Origin of the sequence: Streptomyces diastaticus subsp. diastaticus, assembly GCF_011170125.1 — a bacterium.
Taxonomy (GTDB): Bacteria; Actinomycetota; Actinomycetes; order Streptomycetales; family Streptomycetaceae; genus Streptomyces; species Streptomyces diastaticus.
This window is the reverse complement of the sequence record NZ_BLLN01000002.1, coordinates 1,495,733-1,511,155: the sequence shown is the minus strand read 5'-3', so window position 1 is coordinate 1,511,155 and position 15,423 is coordinate 1,495,733. Positions and strand designations below refer to the sequence as shown.

General features: G+C 67.1%; 28 protein-coding genes. All 28 read right to left on the bottom strand.

Annotation, left to right across the window (positions count from 1 at the left end; all coding sequences use genetic code 11):
* Window positions 1–54: 54 nt before the first annotated feature.
* The 28 genes from rpsM to panD all read right to left on the bottom strand — a co-directional run bounded on the left by rpsM (window position 55) and on the right by panD (window position 15,413).
* A complete protein-coding gene (gene rpsM, locus Sdia_RS08285; protein ID WP_100452313.1) occupies window positions 55–435 on the bottom strand; it encodes a 30S ribosomal protein S13 in 381 nt (126 codons plus the stop codon).
* A gap of 222 nt (window positions 436–657) precedes the next feature.
* Complete coding sequence (gene rpmJ, locus Sdia_RS08280) at window positions 658–771, bottom strand: 50S ribosomal protein L36 (protein ID WP_003948619.1); 114 nt, start codon at window positions 769–771, stop codon at window positions 658–660.
* A gap of 65 nt (window positions 772–836) precedes the next feature.
* Window positions 837–1,058, bottom strand: coding sequence for a translation initiation factor IF-1 (infA, locus tag Sdia_RS08275; RefSeq protein ID WP_003948620.1), 222 nt, complete (start codon window positions 1,056–1,058; stop codon window positions 837–839).
* A gap of 248 nt (window positions 1,059–1,306) precedes the next feature.
* Window positions 1,307–2,143 carry a type I methionyl aminopeptidase gene (gene map / locus Sdia_RS08270; protein ID WP_100452311.1) on the bottom strand — a complete coding sequence of 279 codons (837 nt, stop codon included), beginning with the start codon at window positions 2,141–2,143 and terminating at the stop codon, window positions 1,307–1,309.
* Between the two features lie 184 nt (window positions 2,144–2,327).
* Window positions 2,328–2,984, bottom strand: a complete 657-nt coding sequence (locus Sdia_RS08265; RefSeq protein ID WP_100452309.1) for an adenylate kinase — start codon at window positions 2,982–2,984, stop codon at window positions 2,328–2,330.
* The gene (gene secY / locus Sdia_RS08260; RefSeq protein ID WP_003948623.1) at window positions 2,984–4,297 is read right to left on the bottom strand and encodes a preprotein translocase subunit SecY; all 1,314 of its coding nucleotides are present in this window, start codon (window positions 4,295–4,297) and stop codon (window positions 2,984–2,986) included. The genes Sdia_RS08265 and secY overlap by 1 nt, the downstream gene beginning before the upstream one ends.
* Before the next feature lie 236 nt (window positions 4,298–4,533).
* Window positions 4,534–4,989, bottom strand: a complete 456-nt coding sequence (gene rplO, locus Sdia_RS08255; protein ID WP_100452307.1) for a 50S ribosomal protein L15 — start codon at window positions 4,987–4,989, stop codon at window positions 4,534–4,536.
* Window position 4,990: 1 nt separating this feature from the next.
* Window positions 4,991–5,173, bottom strand: a complete 183-nt coding sequence (gene rpmD / locus Sdia_RS08250) for a 50S ribosomal protein L30 (protein WP_100452305.1) — start codon at window positions 5,171–5,173, stop codon at window positions 4,991–4,993.
* Complete coding sequence (rpsE, locus tag Sdia_RS08245; protein WP_100452303.1) at window positions 5,173–5,775, bottom strand: 30S ribosomal protein S5; 603 nt, start codon at window positions 5,773–5,775, stop codon at window positions 5,173–5,175. The genes rpmD and rpsE overlap by 1 nt, the downstream gene beginning before the upstream one ends.
* A gap of 66 nt (window positions 5,776–5,841) precedes the next feature.
* Window positions 5,842–6,225, bottom strand: a complete 384-nt coding sequence (gene rplR / locus Sdia_RS08240; protein WP_003948627.1) for a 50S ribosomal protein L18 — start codon at window positions 6,223–6,225, stop codon at window positions 5,842–5,844.
* Window positions 6,226–6,228: 3 nt separating this feature from the next.
* The gene (rplF, locus tag Sdia_RS08235) at window positions 6,229–6,768 is read right to left on the bottom strand and encodes a 50S ribosomal protein L6 (RefSeq protein ID WP_100452301.1); all 540 of its coding nucleotides are present in this window, start codon (window positions 6,766–6,768) and stop codon (window positions 6,229–6,231) included.
* 21 nt (window positions 6,769–6,789) lie between these two features.
* Entirely contained in the window at window positions 6,790–7,188 is a 399-nt protein-coding gene (rpsH, locus tag Sdia_RS08230) for a 30S ribosomal protein S8 (protein ID WP_003948629.1), read from the bottom strand.
* A gap of 247 nt (window positions 7,189–7,435) precedes the next feature.
* Window positions 7,436–7,621 carry a type Z 30S ribosomal protein S14 gene (locus Sdia_RS08225; RefSeq protein WP_003948630.1) on the bottom strand — a complete coding sequence of 62 codons (186 nt, stop codon included), beginning with the start codon at window positions 7,619–7,621 and terminating at the stop codon, window positions 7,436–7,438.
* Between the two features lie 3 nt (window positions 7,622–7,624).
* Window positions 7,625–8,182: a 50S ribosomal protein L5 gene (gene rplE / locus Sdia_RS08220; protein ID WP_100452299.1), complete on the bottom strand. Its 558-nt coding sequence runs from the start codon at window positions 8,180–8,182 to the stop codon at window positions 7,625–7,627.
* Window positions 8,182–8,505 carry a 50S ribosomal protein L24 gene (gene rplX, locus Sdia_RS08215; protein ID WP_100452297.1) on the bottom strand — a complete coding sequence of 108 codons (324 nt, stop codon included), beginning with the start codon at window positions 8,503–8,505 and terminating at the stop codon, window positions 8,182–8,184. Before rplX ends, rplE begins: the two co-directional genes overlap by 1 nt.
* 2 nt (window positions 8,506–8,507) lie before the next feature.
* Window positions 8,508–8,876, bottom strand: coding sequence for a 50S ribosomal protein L14 (gene rplN / locus Sdia_RS08210; RefSeq protein ID WP_003948633.1), 369 nt, complete (start codon window positions 8,874–8,876; stop codon window positions 8,508–8,510).
* A 133-nt stretch (window positions 8,877–9,009) separates the two neighbouring features.
* Window positions 9,010–9,297: a 30S ribosomal protein S17 gene (gene rpsQ, locus Sdia_RS08205; RefSeq protein WP_003948634.1), complete on the bottom strand. Its 288-nt coding sequence runs from the start codon at window positions 9,295–9,297 to the stop codon at window positions 9,010–9,012.
* The gene (gene rpmC, locus Sdia_RS08200; protein WP_003948635.1) at window positions 9,297–9,521 is read right to left on the bottom strand and encodes a 50S ribosomal protein L29; all 225 of its coding nucleotides are present in this window, start codon (window positions 9,519–9,521) and stop codon (window positions 9,297–9,299) included. The genes rpsQ and rpmC overlap by 1 nt, the downstream gene beginning before the upstream one ends.
* Entirely contained in the window at window positions 9,521–9,940 is a 420-nt protein-coding gene (gene rplP, locus Sdia_RS08195) for a 50S ribosomal protein L16 (protein WP_003948636.1), read from the bottom strand. The genes rpmC and rplP overlap by 1 nt, the downstream gene beginning before the upstream one ends.
* A gap of 5 nt (window positions 9,941–9,945) precedes the next feature.
* The gene (gene rpsC, locus Sdia_RS08190; protein ID WP_003948637.1) at window positions 9,946–10,776 is read right to left on the bottom strand and encodes a 30S ribosomal protein S3; all 831 of its coding nucleotides are present in this window, start codon (window positions 10,774–10,776) and stop codon (window positions 9,946–9,948) included.
* Window positions 10,776–11,123, bottom strand: a complete 348-nt coding sequence (gene rplV / locus Sdia_RS08185) for a 50S ribosomal protein L22 (protein ID WP_004571827.1) — start codon at window positions 11,121–11,123, stop codon at window positions 10,776–10,778. The genes rpsC and rplV overlap by 1 nt, the downstream gene beginning before the upstream one ends.
* A gap of 47 nt (window positions 11,124–11,170) precedes the next feature.
* Window positions 11,171–11,452 (bottom strand): 30S ribosomal protein S19, encoded by a 282-nt coding sequence (gene rpsS, locus Sdia_RS08180; RefSeq protein ID WP_003948639.1) that lies wholly within the window; start codon window positions 11,450–11,452, stop codon window positions 11,171–11,173.
* Between the two features lie 12 nt (window positions 11,453–11,464).
* Window positions 11,465–12,301, bottom strand: a complete 837-nt coding sequence (gene rplB, locus Sdia_RS08175; RefSeq protein ID WP_115069731.1) for a 50S ribosomal protein L2 — start codon at window positions 12,299–12,301, stop codon at window positions 11,465–11,467.
* A gap of 38 nt (window positions 12,302–12,339) precedes the next feature.
* On the bottom strand, window positions 12,340–12,756 hold the full coding sequence (gene rplW, locus Sdia_RS08170; protein ID WP_100452293.1) for a 50S ribosomal protein L23: 417 nt from the start codon (window positions 12,754–12,756) through the stop codon (window positions 12,340–12,342).
* Entirely contained in the window at window positions 12,756–13,409 is a 654-nt protein-coding gene (rplD, locus tag Sdia_RS08165) for a 50S ribosomal protein L4 (protein ID WP_100452291.1), read from the bottom strand. The genes rplW and rplD overlap by 1 nt, the downstream gene beginning before the upstream one ends.
* Before the next feature lie 7 nt (window positions 13,410–13,416).
* Window positions 13,417–14,061, bottom strand: coding sequence for a 50S ribosomal protein L3 (gene rplC / locus Sdia_RS08160; protein ID WP_100452289.1), 645 nt, complete (start codon window positions 14,059–14,061; stop codon window positions 13,417–13,419).
* Between the two features lie 14 nt (window positions 14,062–14,075).
* Window positions 14,076–14,384: a 30S ribosomal protein S10 gene (rpsJ, locus tag Sdia_RS08155; RefSeq protein ID WP_003948644.1), complete on the bottom strand. Its 309-nt coding sequence runs from the start codon at window positions 14,382–14,384 to the stop codon at window positions 14,076–14,078.
* Between the two features lie 615 nt (window positions 14,385–14,999).
* A complete protein-coding gene (panD, locus tag Sdia_RS08150; protein ID WP_100452287.1) occupies window positions 15,000–15,413 on the bottom strand; it encodes an aspartate 1-decarboxylase in 414 nt (137 codons plus the stop codon).
* Window positions 15,414–15,423: the final 10 nt, after the last annotated feature.

Below are 15,423 nucleotides of genomic sequence, written 5' to 3'. Positions count from 1 at the left end.
AGTGGGAGGTGGTCGGTCCTACAGCGAAGACCGCTGACGAGCGTCCGCTGCGGACTACTTCTTGCCCGGCTTCTTCTTACCGGCGATGGCGCGACGCGGGCCCTTGCGGGTGCGGGCGTTGGTGCTGGTGCGCTGACCGTGGACGGGCAGGCCACGGCGGTGACGCAGACCCTGGTAGCAGCCGATCTCGACCTTGCGGCGGATGTCGGCCTGGATCTCGCGACGGAGGTCACCCTCGGTCTTGATGTTGTTGTCCACGTACTCGCGGATCTTGACCAGGTCCTCCTCGGACAGGTCGCGAACGCGGGTGTTGGGGTCGACGCCGGTGGCCTCCAGCGTCTGCTGCGAAAGGGTCCGGCCGATGCCGAACACGTAGGTGAGGGCGACCTCCACACGCTTCTCGCGCGGGATGTCGACACCGGAAACGCGTGCCATTCAATGGCTCCAGTTGTCTGTCGGAGGTCTGCCGCAGTGCCGCTCCCGACCGCCGATCCACCGGGGCGGGCGAAACCGCCGAGGGGTATGGAACGGACCGGGTCCCCGGCCTCCGACCGGGGGTACCGCCCTTCTCAGGCCCTGGCGGGCACGGGAAGAGGCGGGCACTGCGTTTGGTGATGCTGCTGTGCGTCGCGCGTGATCTGCGAGAGCAGGTGTGCGTCAGCCCTGGCGCTGCTTGTGGCGCGGGTTGTCGCAGATGATCATGACCCGGCCGTGACGGCGGATCACCCTGCACTTGTCGCAGATCTTCTTGACGCTCGGCTTGACCTTCATGGTGAGGTTCTCCGGGTCAGGTGCCGGCCACCGCCCCCGGAAAAGGGGCGGCGAGCGGGCAAGATCTACTTGTACCGGTAGACGATCCGGCCACGCGTCAGGTCGTACGGAGACAGCTCCACCACGACCCGGTCGTCAGGGAGGATGCGGATGTAGTGCATGCGCATCTTGCCACTGATGTGTGCCAGGACCTGGTGGCCGTTCTGGAGCTCAACCTTGAACATGGCGTTCGGAAGAGACTCGACGACAGTGCCCTCGATCTCGATGGCACCTTGCTTCTTGGCCACGCTTCGCCCTTCGAATCGACTACCTTGACCGGCTCCGTGTCCCGTGCACACCCATACGGGCATGCGGGTGCACGAGAGCCGACGCGTCAGTCTACGTCAGGGCTCCCGCAAAGGCGAATCGAGGAAGAATGCCCCGATGCGCTGATCCTTATGCGTCCCTGCCGCATACCGTCGCAGGACCCGCCCGGACGGGCGAGTCCTCCCGGCACACGCGCCCCACGGGCCACGCACGCCGGAACACTCCCGGATCAGGCCGCCGGGTCCGGCGCCGTGGTGATCCCGAACTCCGCCAGCTTCGCCTTGCCGCCGTCCTCGGCGGTCAGCACCAGCGGGCCCTGCTCGGTGAGGGCCACCGAGTGCTCCCAGTGCGAGGACCAGGTCCCGTCGGTGGTGATCACCGTCCAGTCGTCCTGGAGCACCTCGGTCTTCGGCGTGCCGAGGCTCACCATCGGCTCGATCGCCAGGCAGAAGCCGGGGACCAGCTTGGGGCCCTTGCCCCGGCGCCGCTCGACGTAGTTCAGCAGGTGCGGGTCCATGTGCATCTCGGTCCCGATGCCGTGCCCGCCGTAGTCCTCGACGATCCCGTACTTCCCGCCGCCCGGCTTCGGCTGCCGGCGGATGTACGTCTCGATGGCGCGGGAGATGTCGACCAGCCGGTTGCCCTGCTTCATCGCGGCGATCCCCGCCCACATCGACTCCTCGGTCACCCGGGAGAGCTCGACCAGCTCCGGAGCGTGACCCGCGCCCACGAAGGCCGTGTACGCGGCGTCGCCGTGCCAGCCGTCCACGATCGCGCCGCAGTCGATGGAGATGATGTCCCCGTCGGCCAGCACCGTCTTCTCGTCCGGGATCCCGTGCACCACGACCTCGTTGACCGAGGTGCAGATCGTCGCCGGGAAGCCGCCGTACCCGAGGAAGTTGGAGCGGGCCCCGTGCTCCTCGAGCACCTTGCGGGCCACCTCGTCCAGGTCCTTGGTGGTGGCGCCCGGCACGGCCGCCTCACGCGTGGCGCGGTGGATGGCGGCCACGACCAGCCCGGCCTCGCGCATCTTGGCGATCTGCTCGGGACTCTTGATCTGCACCACGGGAACTAAGCCTCCTGTTTGTCGGCGGTCTTCGCCGCCGGCCTCGGTACGGGCAGCGAGACCACCCTGTCCAGTCTGCCGCACCCGGCGTCCGCCGCGCCCCGCCCGCCTCTCCGGGCCGGACGCGCGACGGCCGCGGGCCCCTTGCGGGGACCGCGGCCGCTGCCGGGCGCGTGGCCCTACGTCACTTCTGGCCGGAGCCGAGGGCCGCCATCGCGCGGGCGGTGACCTCGTCGACCTTGCCGAGCGCGGAGATCGTCACCACGAGGCCCTGGGCCTTGTAGTGGTCGATGATCGGCTCGGTCTCGTTGTGGTAGACCTCCAGCCGCTTGCGGACGGTCTCCTCCTTGTCGTCCGCGCGCTGGTACAGCTCGCCGCCGCAGACGTCGCAGACGCCCTCGGTCTCCGGCTTGCTGTACTCCACGTGGAAGACGTGGCTGGAGTCGTTGCGGCAGATGCGGCGGCCGGCGATGCGCCTGACCACCTCGTCCTCGGGAACCTCCAGGTCCAGGACCGCGTCGAGCGCGACCCCCTGGGCCTTGAGGGACTCGTCCAGCGCCTTCGCCTGCGACACGTTCCGGGGGAAGCCGTCGAGCAGGAAGCCGTTCGCGGCGTCCGGCCGGGCCATACGGTCCTCGGCCATACCGATGGTCACCTCGTCGGGGACGAGGTTGCCGGCATCCATGTAGGACTTGGCCTGCTTGCCCAGTTCCGTGCCCTGGCTGATGTTGGCGCGGAACAGGTCACCCGTGGAGATGTGCGGGATCGACAGGTTCTTGGCTAGGAACGCGGCCTGCGTTCCTTTGCCGGCACCAGGCGGTCCGACGAGGACGATTCGCATCAGCGGAGGAACCCTTCGTAATTGCGCTGCTGGAGCTGGCTCTCGATCTGCTTCACGGTCTCCAGACCCACACCCACGATGATCAGGATGCTCGTCCCGCCGAACGGGAAGTTCTGGTTGGCCCCGAAACCTGCCAACGCCATCGTCGGCACCAGTGCGATCAGCCCCAGATACAGCGAACCCGGCCAGGTGATCCGGTTGAGCACGTAACTCAGATACTCAGCGGTCGGTCGGCCAGCCCGGATGCCCGGGATGAACCCACCATACTTCTTCATGTTGTCGGCTACTTCTTCGGGGTTGAAGGAGATGGCGACGTAGAAGAACGCGAAGAACACGATCAGGAAGAAGTACAGGATCACATGGGCCGTGGCGCCGGTGTCCGCCAGGTTGTTGTTGATCCATTGCGCCCAACCCGCCTGGGAGTTGGAGAACTGCACGATCAACGCAGGGATGTAGAGGAGCGACGAGGCGAAGATGACCGGGATCACACCGGCCTGGTTCACCTTGAGCGGGATGTAGGTCGACGTACCGCCGTAGGAACGGCGGCCGATCATCCGCTTCGCGTACTGGACGGGGATGCGGCGCTGCGCCTGCTCGACGAAGACCACCAGGCCGACCATGGCGAGACCCACCAGGATCACGGTCCCGAACTCGATCCAGCCACCGGCCAGGTCGCCCTGCTCCTTGATGGCCCAGAGGGAGGCGGGGAAGCTCGCGGCGATCGAGATGAACATCAGGATCGACATGCCGTTGCCGATGCCGCGGTCGGTGATCAGCTCACCGAGCCACATGACGAGGGCGGTACCGGCGGTCATCGTGAGGATCATGACGGCGGTCACGAAGATCGACTGGTCCGGCACGATCTCCCCGGCGACCGGGCAGCCCTGGAAGAGCGAGCCGCTGCGGGCGGTCGCGACCAGGCCGGTGCCCTGGAGGACGGCGAGCGCCACGGTCAGGTACCGGGTGTACTGCGTGATCTTCGCCTGGCCGGAGGAGCCCTCCTTCTTGAGGGCCTCCAGACGCGGGATGACCACGGTCAGGAGCTGGAGAATGATGCTCGCCGTGATGTAGGGCATGATGCCCAGGGCGAAGATCGTGATCTGGAGCAGCGCGCCACCGGAGAACATGTTCACCAGGCCGAAGAGGCCCTGGGTGGCGTTCGCCTGGTCCATGCAGATCTGGACGTTCTGGTAGCTCACGCCCGGGATCGGTACGTGCGCGCCGATCCGGTAGAGGACGATGATGCCGAGCGTGAAGAGCAGCTTCTTGCGCAGGTCGGGCGTCTTGAACGCCCGGGCGAACGCGGTGAGCACGGTGCCTCCTGCGACCCCCGCGCACGTGCGTCAGAGGTGACGGTCTTGAGGTTCGACGAATAGGGATCGGCGGATGAGCCGGGCGGCGGACCACACGACCCCGGGGACGGGATGCCCCCTGCTTTACAGCAACAGCGGACGCCACCTTACCGGCGACTGCGCCCCCCTTGGAACGACCAACCGGGGATGCCCCATTTATGAGGCATCCCCGGTGGGTTACGTACCGGTCAACGAACTCAGACGAGTTCGGTGACGGAGCCGCCGGCGGCGGCGATCTTCTCCTTGGCGGAGCCGGAGACGGCGTCGACCGTCACCTGCAGCGCCACGGAGACCTCGCCCTGGCCGAGCACCTTGACGAGGCTGTTCCTGCGAACGGCACCCTTGGCGACCAGACCCTCGACGGTGACCTCGCCACCCTCGGGGTACAGCTCGGCCAGCTTGTCGAGGTTCACGACCTGGAACTCGGTCTTGAACGGGTTCTTGAAGCCCTTGAGCTTCGGGAGACGCATGTGGAGGGGCATCTGCCCGCCCTCGAAGCGCTCCGGAACCTGGTAACGGGCCTTGGTGCCCTTGGTGCCACGACCAGCGGTCTTACCCTTCGACGCCTCACCACGACCCACACGGGTCTTGGCGGTCTTGGCGCCGGGGGCAGGACGGAGGTTGTGGACCTTCAGCGGGTTCTGCTCCGCCATGTCAGTCGACCTCCTCGACCGTCACGAGGTGGCGGACGGTGTGCACCATGCCGCGGAACTCGGGGCGGTCCTCCTTGACAACCACGTCGTTGACCTTCTTGAGGCCGAGCGTACGCAGGGTGTCGCGGTGGTTCTGCTTGCTGCCGATGTACGACTTCGTCTGCGTGATCTTGAGCTGCGGCATCACGCACCCGCTCCCGCACGCGCACGCAGCAGGGCCGCGGGGGCCACGTCCTCGAGGGGCAGACCGCGGCGGGCCGCGATCTCCTCGGGACGCTGGAGGCCCTTGAGGGCCGCCACGGTCGCGTGGACGATGTTGATCTGGTTGTCGGAGCCCAGGGACTTCGACAGGATGTCGTGCACACCGGCGCACTCGAGGACGGCGCGCACGGGGCCACCGGCGATCACACCGGTACCGGGGGAAGCAGGCTTGAGCATGACGACGCCCGCGGCCTTCTCGCCCGTGATGGGGTGCGGGATGGTGCCCTGGATACGGGGGACCTTGAAGAAGTGCTTCTTGGCCTCCTCCACACCCTTGGCGATGGCGGCCGGCACCTCCTTGGCCTTGCCGTAACCGACACCCACGGTGCCGTCCGCGTCGCCCACCACGACCAGCGCGGTGAAGCTGAAGCGGCGACCACCCTTCACAACCTTGGCGACTCGGTTGATCGCGACGACACGCTCGACGTACGCGGTCTTCTCGGCAGCTGCGCCGCCGTCGCGGCCCTTCCGGTCCCGCCGCTCGCCGCCACCGGCACCGCTTCCGCGGCGCTGGGGTCCAGCCATTGGATTTACCTCTCTCTGTTTCCGCTAGCTACGCAGCGACATTGAGTCGCTGTCCGCGACGGAGGCTCAGAACTTGAGCCCGGCTTCGCGGGCGGCGTCCGCCAGGGCGGCGATGCGCCCGGCGTACTTGTTGCCACCACGGTCGAACACGACAGCCTCGACACCCGCGGCCTTGGCGCGCTCGGCGACGAGTGCGCCGACCTGCTTGGCGTGGGCGGACTTGTCGCCTTCGGCACCGCGGATGGACGTGTCCAGGGTGGACGCCGACGCCAGGGTGTGACCCTTGATGTCGTCGATCACCTGGGCGACCATGTGGCGGTTGGAACGCGTCACGACCAGGCGCGGGCGCACTTCGGTGCCCGAGACCTTCTTGCGGACGCGGATGTGCCGGCGCTTGATGGCAGCGGCCTTGTAGGCGTTGCCCTTAGCGATCTTCACACCGTATGCCATGGCTTACTTACCCGCCTTTCCGACCTTGCGGCGGATGACTTCGCCCTCGTACTTGACGCCCTTGGCCTTGTACGGGTCGGGCTTGCGCAGCTTGCGGATGTTGGCCGCAACCTCGCCGACCTTCTGCTTGTCGATGCCCTCGACCGAGAAACGGGTCGGGGTCTCGACCTTGAAGGTGATGCCCTCAGGGGCCTCGACCAGGATCGGGTGGGAGTAGCCGAGAGAGAACTCCAGGTTGGAGCCCTTCGCGACCACGCGGTAACCGACACCGTTGATTTCGAGCTTCTTGACGTATCCCTGGGTCACACCGGTGATCATGTTCGCCACCAGCGTGCGGGACAGGCCGTGCAGAGCCCTGTTCTGACGCTCGTCGTTCGGGCGCGTCACCGAGAGGGTGCCGTCCTCGCCCTTAGCGATCTCGATCGGCGCGACGATGGTGTGCGCGAGGGTGCCCTTGGGGCCCTTCACGCCGACCGTACGGCCATCGATGGTGACGTCCACGCCGGCGGGAACCGTGATGGGAAGCTTGCCAATACGCGACATGAGCTTTTCCTCCGTTCCCGACTACCAGACGTAGGCGAGGACTTCCCCACCCACGCCCTTCTTCTGCGCCTGCTGGCCGGTCAGGAGGCCGTGCGACGTGGAGATGATCGCCACGCCGAGACCGCCGAGGACCTTCGGCAGGTTGGTGGACTTCGCGTAGACCCGGAGACCGGGCTTGGAGATCCGCTTGATGCCCGCGATGGAGCGCTCACGGTTCGGACCGAACTTCAGCTCGAGGACGAGGTTCTTGCCGACCTCGGCGTCCTCGGTCTTCCAGCCCGTGATGAAGCCCTCCTGCTGGAGGATCTCCGCGATGTGCGACTTGATCTTGCTGTGCGGCATCACGACGGAGTCGTGGTACGCCGAGTTGGCGTTACGCAGACGCGTAAGCATGTCTGCGATCGGATCAGTCATGGTCATGAATCGGCCTTCGGCCTTTCTCGCCGGGGTTTCCTGTATGCGCCATCCCTCTCCCCGATCCGGGACGGGACGGGTGCGGCGCGGGGACCTACGGCGTAGTAAGCGTCATATGCGGACTGCTCAGTGGTGAGCGTCCGCGGGCTGTCCAGGGCGGCGGACGGCCAACCTCTCCAGCCTAAGCCATCGGAGGAAGATCGTCCGCCGCCTGGATGCTTACCAGAGGCCCGGTGAATCCCTGAAGCGGGATCTACCAGGAGCTCTTGGTCACGCCCGGCAGCTCGCCGCGGTGAGCCATCTCACGAAGGCAGACGCGGCACAGGCCGAACTTGCGGTAGACAGAGTGCGGACGGCCGCACCGCTGGCAGCGGGTGTAGCCGCGCACGCCGAACTTCGGCTTGCGAGCGGCCTTTGCGATGAGAGCCTTCTTCGCCACGGCTCACGCCTCCTTGAACGGGAAGCCGAGGTGACGAAGGAGCGCGCGGCCCTCAGCGTCGTTGGTCGCCGTGGTGACCACGGTGATGTCCATACCCCGGACGCGGTCGATCTTGTCCTGGTCGATCTCGTGGAACATGACCTGCTCCGTGAGACCGAAGGTGTAGTTGCCACGGCCGTCGAACTGCTTGGGGGACAGGCCGCGGAAGTCGCGGATGCGCGGGAGCGCCAGCGACAGGGTGCGGTCCAGGAACTCCCACATGCGGTCGCCGCGCAGGGTCACGTGGGCACCGATCGGCTGACCCTCACGCAGCTTGAACTGCGCGATGGACTTCCGGGCCTTGGTGACGGCCGGCTTCTGGCCGGTGATCGTGGTGAGGTCGCGGATGGCGCCCTCGATCAGCTTGGAGTCGCGGGCGGCGTCGCCCACACCCATGTTGACCACGATCTTGGTCAGGCCGGGGACCTGCATGACGTTCTCGTACGCGAACTCGTCACGCAGCTTGCCCGCGATCTCCTCGCGGTACTTCAGCTTCAGACGGGGTGCAGTGGTGGTCGTCATCAGATGTCCTCACCGGTCCGCTTGGCAACGCGGATCTTGTTGCCGTCCTCGTCGAAGCGGTACCCGACGCGGGTGACGACCTTGTTGCCGTCCTTCTCCACGACGAGCGACACGTTGCTCACGTGGACCGGGGCTTCGGTGGTCACGATCCCGCCGGCCTGCGACGCGCGGCCCGGCTGGTTCGCCTTGGTGTGCTTCTTGACCCGGTTGACACCCTCGACCAGGACGCGCTCCTCGCGCGGGTAAGCGGCAATGACCTTGCCCTGCTTGCCCTTGTCCTTACCGGTGATGACCTGGACCAGGTCGCCCTTCTTGATCTTCATGCTTACAGCACCTCCGGCGCGAGCGAGATGATCTTCATGAACTTCTTCTCGCGCAGCTCACGGCCGACCGGGCCGAAGATACGGGTGCCGCGGGGGTCGCCGTCGTTCTTCAGAATGACGGCGGCGTTCTCGTCGAAGCGGATGTACGAGCCATCCGCGCGACGGCGCTCCTTGACGGTGCGAACGATGACGGCCTTGACGACGTCACCCTTCTTCACATTGCCGCCCGGGATCGCGTCCTTGACGGTGGCGACGATGACATCACCGATGCCCGCGTAGCGGCGGCCCGAGCCACCGAGAACGCGGATGGTGAGGATCTCCTTCGCACCCGTGTTGTCGGCGACGCGAAGTCGCGACTCCTGCTGGATCACGTCTATCTCCTGATCGTCTGCCGGTTCCCGGCAGGGGAGGGAACCCGTGGGGTGTCTCCCCTGCCGAGCCTGGCGGAACTGGTCCGAGGGTCACCCCTCGGAGGGATGCTCTTGCCTGTAGTCCCGGAAGGGATTACTTGGCCTTCTCGAGGATCTCGACGATGCGCCAGCGCTTGGTGGCGGACAGCGGCCGGGTCTCCATCAGGAGGACGCGGTCGCCGACGCCGGCAGCGTTCTGCTCGTCGTGGGCCTTGAGCTTGTTCGTACGGCGGATGACCTTGCCGTACAGGGCGTGCTTGACGCGGTCCTCGACGGCGACGACGACGGTCTTGTCCATCTTGTCGCTGACCACCAGACCCTCGCGGGTCTTGCGGAAGCCGCGGGCGTCCTTGGTCTCTTCAGTCACGTTGCTCTCGCTCATCAGGCGCTCTCCACCGTCTCGATGCCCAGCTCGCGCTCGCGCATCAGGGTGTAGATCCGGGCGATGTCCTTACGGACGGCCTTCAGCCGACCGTGGTTCTCGAGCTGACCCGTCGCCGCCTGGAAGCGGAGCTTGAACAGCTCGTCCTTGGCCTCGCGGAGCTTCGCCAGAAGCTCCTCGTTGCCCAGCTCGCGCAGCTCGGACGCCTTGGTACCGGCCGACATCACGACTCACCTGCCTCGCGCCGAACAATCCGGCACTTCATCGGAAGCTTGTGAGCAGCGCGGGTAAGCGCCTCACGCGCAATCTTCTCGTTCGGGTAGGACAGCTCGAACATCACCCGACCCGGCTTGACGTTCGCGATCCACCACTCGGGCGAACCCTTACCGGAACCCATGCGGGTCTCGGCGGGCTTCTTCGTGAGCGGGCGGTCCGGGTAGATGTTGATCCAGACCTTGCCGCCACGCTTGATGTGGCGGGTCATCGCGATACGAGCGGCCTCGATCTGGCGGTTCGTCACGTAGGCGGGGGTGACCGCCTGGATGCCGTACTCGCCGAACGCGACCTCGGTACCGCCCTTGGCCATACCGTTCCGCTTCGGGTGGTGCTGCTTGCGGTGCTTGACCCTACGGGGGATCAGCATGACCCTCAGGCCTCCGTTCCGGTGCTCTCAGCCGGAGCGGCAGCGGCGGGCGCCTCGGCCTTGGGGGCCTCGGCAGCCGGCGCGGACTGCTGCTGCGGCTTACGACCGCGACGCTCGCCACCGCGGCCACGGGCCGGGCGGTCGTTGCCGCCGCCACGGGCCGGACGGTTGCCGGCGCGGGCCGCGGCGTTCTCGGCGCGAACCTCGGCGATGTTCTTGACGTCGCCCTTGTAGATCCAGACCTTCACGCCGATGCGGCCGAAGGTCGTCTTGGCCTCGAAGAAGCCGTAGTCCACGTTGGCGCGGAGCGTGTGCAGGGGCACGCGGCCCTCGCGGTAGAACTCCGAACGGGACATCTCGGCGCCGCCGAGACGACCGCCGCACTGGATCTTGATGCCCTTGGCGCCGGCCTTCATCGACGACTGCATGCTCTTACGCATGGCACGCCGGAAGGAGACACGCGAGGACAGCTGCTCGGCGACGGCCTGGGCCACCAGCTGAGCGTCGGTCTCGGGGTTCTTGACCTCGAGGATGTTGAGCTGCACCTGCTTGCCGGTGAGCTTCTCCAGCTCGCCGCGGATGCGGTCGGCCTCGGCGCCACGGCGGCCGATGACGATGCCCGGACGCGCGGTGTGGATGTCAACGCGGACGCGGTCGCGGGTGCGCTCGATCTCCACCTTGGAGATGCCGGCCCGCTCCATGCCCTTCGTCATCATGCGACGAATGGCGACGTCTTCCTTGACGTAGTCCTTGTACAGCTTGTCGGCGTACCAACGCGACTTGAAGTCGGTCGTGACACCGAGACGGAACCCGTGCGGGTTTACCTTCTGGCCCATTACCGGGTTCCTTCCTTGCTGCTGACGACCACGGTGATGTGGCTGGTCCGCTTACGGATCCGGTAGGCACGGCCCTGGGCGCGCGGCCGGAACCGCTTCAGGGTCGGGCCCTCGTCCACGTACGCCTCGCTGATGACCAGCGAAGAGGCGTCGGTGTGGTCGTAGTTGTGCGCGGCGTTGGCGATGGCGCTGTCCAGCACCTTGCCGACCGGCACGCTCGCGGCCTGCGGGGCGAAACGCAGGACCGCCTGAGCCTCCGTGGCATCCATGCCACGGATGAGGTCCACCACGCGGCGGGCCTTCATGGGCGTGACGCGGATGTACCGCGCCTGGGCCCTGGCTTCCATGGTTGTCCCTTCGGTGTTAGTCATAAGTCGTCGTTTCCACCCCGCCTTTAGCGGCGCTTCGACTTCCGGTCGTCCTTGACGTGGCCGCGGAAGGTGCGAGTCGGCGAGAACTCGCCGAGCTTGTGGCCGACCATCGACTCGGTGACGAACACCGGGATGTGGGTCTTGCCGTTGTGCACCGCGATCGTGTGGCCGAGCATGGCCGGGACGATCATCGAGCGACGGGACCAGGTCTTGATGACGTTCTTGGTGCCGGCTTCGTTCTGGACATCCACCTTCTTGATCAGGTGGTCGTCGACGAAGGGCCCCTTCTTGAGACTACGCGGCATCTAAACCCGCTCCTAGCGCTTCTTGTTCGTCTTGCGGCGGCGGACGATGTACTTGTTGCTCGCCTTCTTGGGAGAACGCGTACGACCCTCCTTCTGACCCCAGGGGGAGACCGGGTGGCGACCACCGCTGGTCTTGCCCTCACCACCACCGTGGGGGTGGTCAACCGGGTTCATCGCCACACCGCGAACGGACGGGCGGACGCCCAGCCAGCGCTTGCGGCCGGCCTTGCCCCAGTTGATGTTCGACTGCTCGGCGTTGCCGACCTCACCGATGGTGGCGCGGCAGCGGACGTCGACCAGGCGGATCTCTCCGGACGGCATACGAAGGTGGGCCATGGACCCTTCCTTCGCGAGCAGCTGCACGGAGGCGCCCGCGGAGCGGGCGAGCTTCGCGCCGCCGCCGGGCCGCAGCTCGATGGCGTGGAGAGTCGTACCGACCGGGATGTTGCGGAGCGCCAGGTTGTTGCCGGGCTTGATGTCCGCGCCCGGACCGTTCTCGATCCGGTCGCCCTGCGTCAGGTTGCGGGGGGCGAGGATGTAGCGCTTCTCGCCGTCCACGTAGTGCAGCAGCGCGATACGCGCGGTGCGGTTGGGGTCGTACTCGATGTGCGCGACCTTCGCCGGCACGCCGTCCTTGTCGTGACGACGGAAGTCGATCACGCGGTAGGCGCGCTTGTGTCCGCCACCCTGGTGGCGAACGGTCACACGACCGGTGTTGTTACGGCCGCCCTTGTTGTGCAGGGGGCGGACCAGCGACTTCTCCGGCGTGGACCGCGTGACCTCGACGAAGTCGGCGACGCTGGACCCACGACGGCCCGGAGTCGTCGGCTTGTACTTGCGGATACCCATTTCTCAGTCCTCGTCCGATATCGGACCAGGGCGCTCCGTTAGGAGGCCTGGCCGAAGATGTCGATACGGTCGCCCTCGGCGAGGGTCACGATCGCGCGCTTGGTGTCGGCACGCTTGCCGAAACCGGTGCGGGTCCGCTTGCGCTTCCCCTGACGGTTGATCGTGTTCACCCCGGTGACCTTGACCTCGAAGACCGCCTGGACGGCTTCCTTGATCTGGGTCTTGTTGGCGTTGGGCGCGACGATGAACGTGTACTTGTTCTCGTCGAGGAGCGCGTAGCTCTTTTCCGAGACGACCGGCTTGACGAGGACGTCACGGGGGTCCGTGAAGCCCTTGCTCAGCGGGGTCTCGACGGTGTTCTTGCCCTCGGCGGCGTGGCGCTTCGCCTTGGCGACGCGCGCGGCCTTGGCGGCCTTGGCCGCCTTGGGGGCAATGCTCGGGTGACGCGTGGCCATCAGGCGTCGCTCCCTTCGGTCTCGTTGGCGGCCTTGGGGCCGGACACGAAGGACTCGAAGGCGGCCTGGGTGAAGACCACGTCGTCCGAGACGAGAACGTCGTACGTGTTCAGCTGGCCCGGCTCCAGGATGTGCACCTGGGGCAGGTTGCGGGCGGAGAGCAGCGCGGCCTCGTCGGAACGCTCGATGACCAGGAGCACGTTCTTGCGCTCGCTGATCTTGCCGAGCAGACCCTTGGCGGCCTTCGTCGAGATCTCGCCCTCGACCACGCCGGTGACGACGTGGATGCGGTCGTGGCGGGCCCGGTCCGAGAGGGCACCGCGCAGGGCGGCGGCCTTCATCTTCTTCGGGGTCCGCTGCGAGTAGTCACGCGGCACGGGGCCGTGGACGACGCCACCGCCGGCGAACTGCGGGGCGCGGGTCGAACCCTGACGGGCGCGGCCGGTGCCCTTCTGGCGGTACGGCTTGCGGCCACCGCCGCGCACCTCGCCACGCGACTTGGTCTTGTGCGTGCCCTGTCGGGCAGCGGCCAGCTGGGCGACGACGACCTGGTGGATCAGCGGAACGCTGGTCTTCGCGTCGAAGATCTCCGCGGGGAGCTCGACGGTCCCGGCCTTGTCGCCTGCCGGCGAAAGGATGTCAATGGTGCTCATCGTTACCTCAGGCCCCCTTGGCCGCGGTACGGACCAGGACGAGGCCGCCGTTCGGACCGGGGACGGCGCCCTTGATGAGGAGCAGCCCCTTCTCCGCGTCAACGGCGTGGACGGTCAGGTTCTGGGTGGTGACCCGCTCGTTGCCCATACGGCCCGCCATGCGGAGGCCCTTGAACACACGGCCCGGGGTGGCGCAGCCACCGATGGAACCGGGCGAGCGGTGCTTGCGCTGGGTGCCGTGGCCGGCGCCGAGGCCCGCGAAGTTGTGACGCTTCATGACACCGGCGAAGCCCTTGCCCTTGCTCTTGCCGGTCACGTCGACCTTGAGGCCGGCCTCGAAGGTGTCGGCGTTCAGCTCCTGGCCGAGGGTGTACTCGCTGGCGTCAGCGGTACGGATCTCGACGAGGTGACGGCGAGGGGTGACGTCGGCCTTGGCGAAGTGGCCCTTGAGGGGCTTGTTCACCTTGCGCGGGTCGATCTCGCCGAAGGCGATCTGCACGGCCTCGTAGCCGTCGGTGTCATTCGTGCGGACCTGGGTCACGACATTGGGCCCGGCCTTGACGACGGTCACCGGGACGACCCGGTTGTTCTCGTCCCAGACCTGGGTCATGCCGAGCTTCTCGCCCAGGATGCCCTTAATCTGCTTAGCCATCTCTAGCGCGCCTCTCAGAGCTTGATCTCGATGTCGACGCCGGCCGGAAGGTCGAGTCGCATCAGAGAGTCAACGGTCTTGGGCGTCGGGTCGAGGATGTCGATGAGGCGCTTGTGGGTGCGCATCTCGAAGTGCTCGCGAGAGTCCTTGTACTTGTGCGGCGACTTGATGACGCAGTACACGTTCTTCTCAGTGGGCAGCGGCACCGGGCCTGCGACCGACGCACCAGTGCGGGTCACCGTCTCGACGATCTTCTTCGCCGAGGAGTCGATGACCTCGTGGTCGTAGGCCTTGAGCCGGATGCGGATCTTCTGTCCCGCCATGGCTACTTGGTAGTCCTGTCTCTCGTAACGCTCTGGGACCCGGGGTCCGGTCTCTTTCTCCGACCCACGCGGTCGGGTGTGTCGCCTTCCCGCCCGTACGAAATCTCCTCGCGGGATCCCATCTGGGGGGTCGCGTCGCACACCGTGGCCACGCGGTTCGGTGAAGCCGCACCTCACGGTGCGGTGACCACCGGGCGCCTGGCTGGTACCCCGCTCACACTTCCCGGAAGATTCCCGTACGTCCGCCACAGCGCTGCCTTCGGCGAACCTGGGGCAGTTGAGGCGACGAGTACTGTGGGACTCGCTTCCAGTCCTCCCGGCGGGAGGCGCGCGGCATCGGCACTCAACCGAGCAACCCCGCCAGTCTGCCACACGGGCCCCGCCTTGAGCCAATCGAGCCGAGAAGCTTACCCCCGAGCTTCCCCGGGTCAAACGCGGCGACGGCCGAACGGGGGCGCGGACCGCCGTGGTGATTCCCCGCGCTCCCGTTCCCACCCTCCCCCACCAGGGCGGATCTCCCCCGGGGTCCCGGCCCCGACGTCCCCCTGTTCAGGTACCCGCACGGGCCCCGCCGCACGGCGACCGTGCCGCGGGGCCCCTCGTCGCGCGCCGGGCTCACACGCTCCGCGGGCTGCGCACCTGGTCGCCGCCGGGGACCGGCTCCGCCGGGTCCGCGCCCAGGCCGACGACGCGGTTGCCGGCGTCCACGTGGACCACGGCCGGGACGAGGGAGCGGGCCTCGGCGTCCTCGACCTGCGCGTAGCTGATGAGGATGACCAGGTCACCGGGGTGGACGAGGTGCGCGGCGGCGCCGTTGACGCCGATGACGCCCGAGCCGCGCTCGCCCTCGATCACGTAGGTCTCCAGCCGGGCCCCGTTGGTGATGTCGACGATGTGGACCAGCTCCCCCGGAAGCAGGTCGGCGGCGTCCATCAGATCGCGGTCGACGGTCACGGACCCCACGTAGTGCAGGTCCGCGTGGGTGACGGTGGCCCGGTGGATCTTGGACTTGAACATGGTGCGCAGCATCGCGGTACTC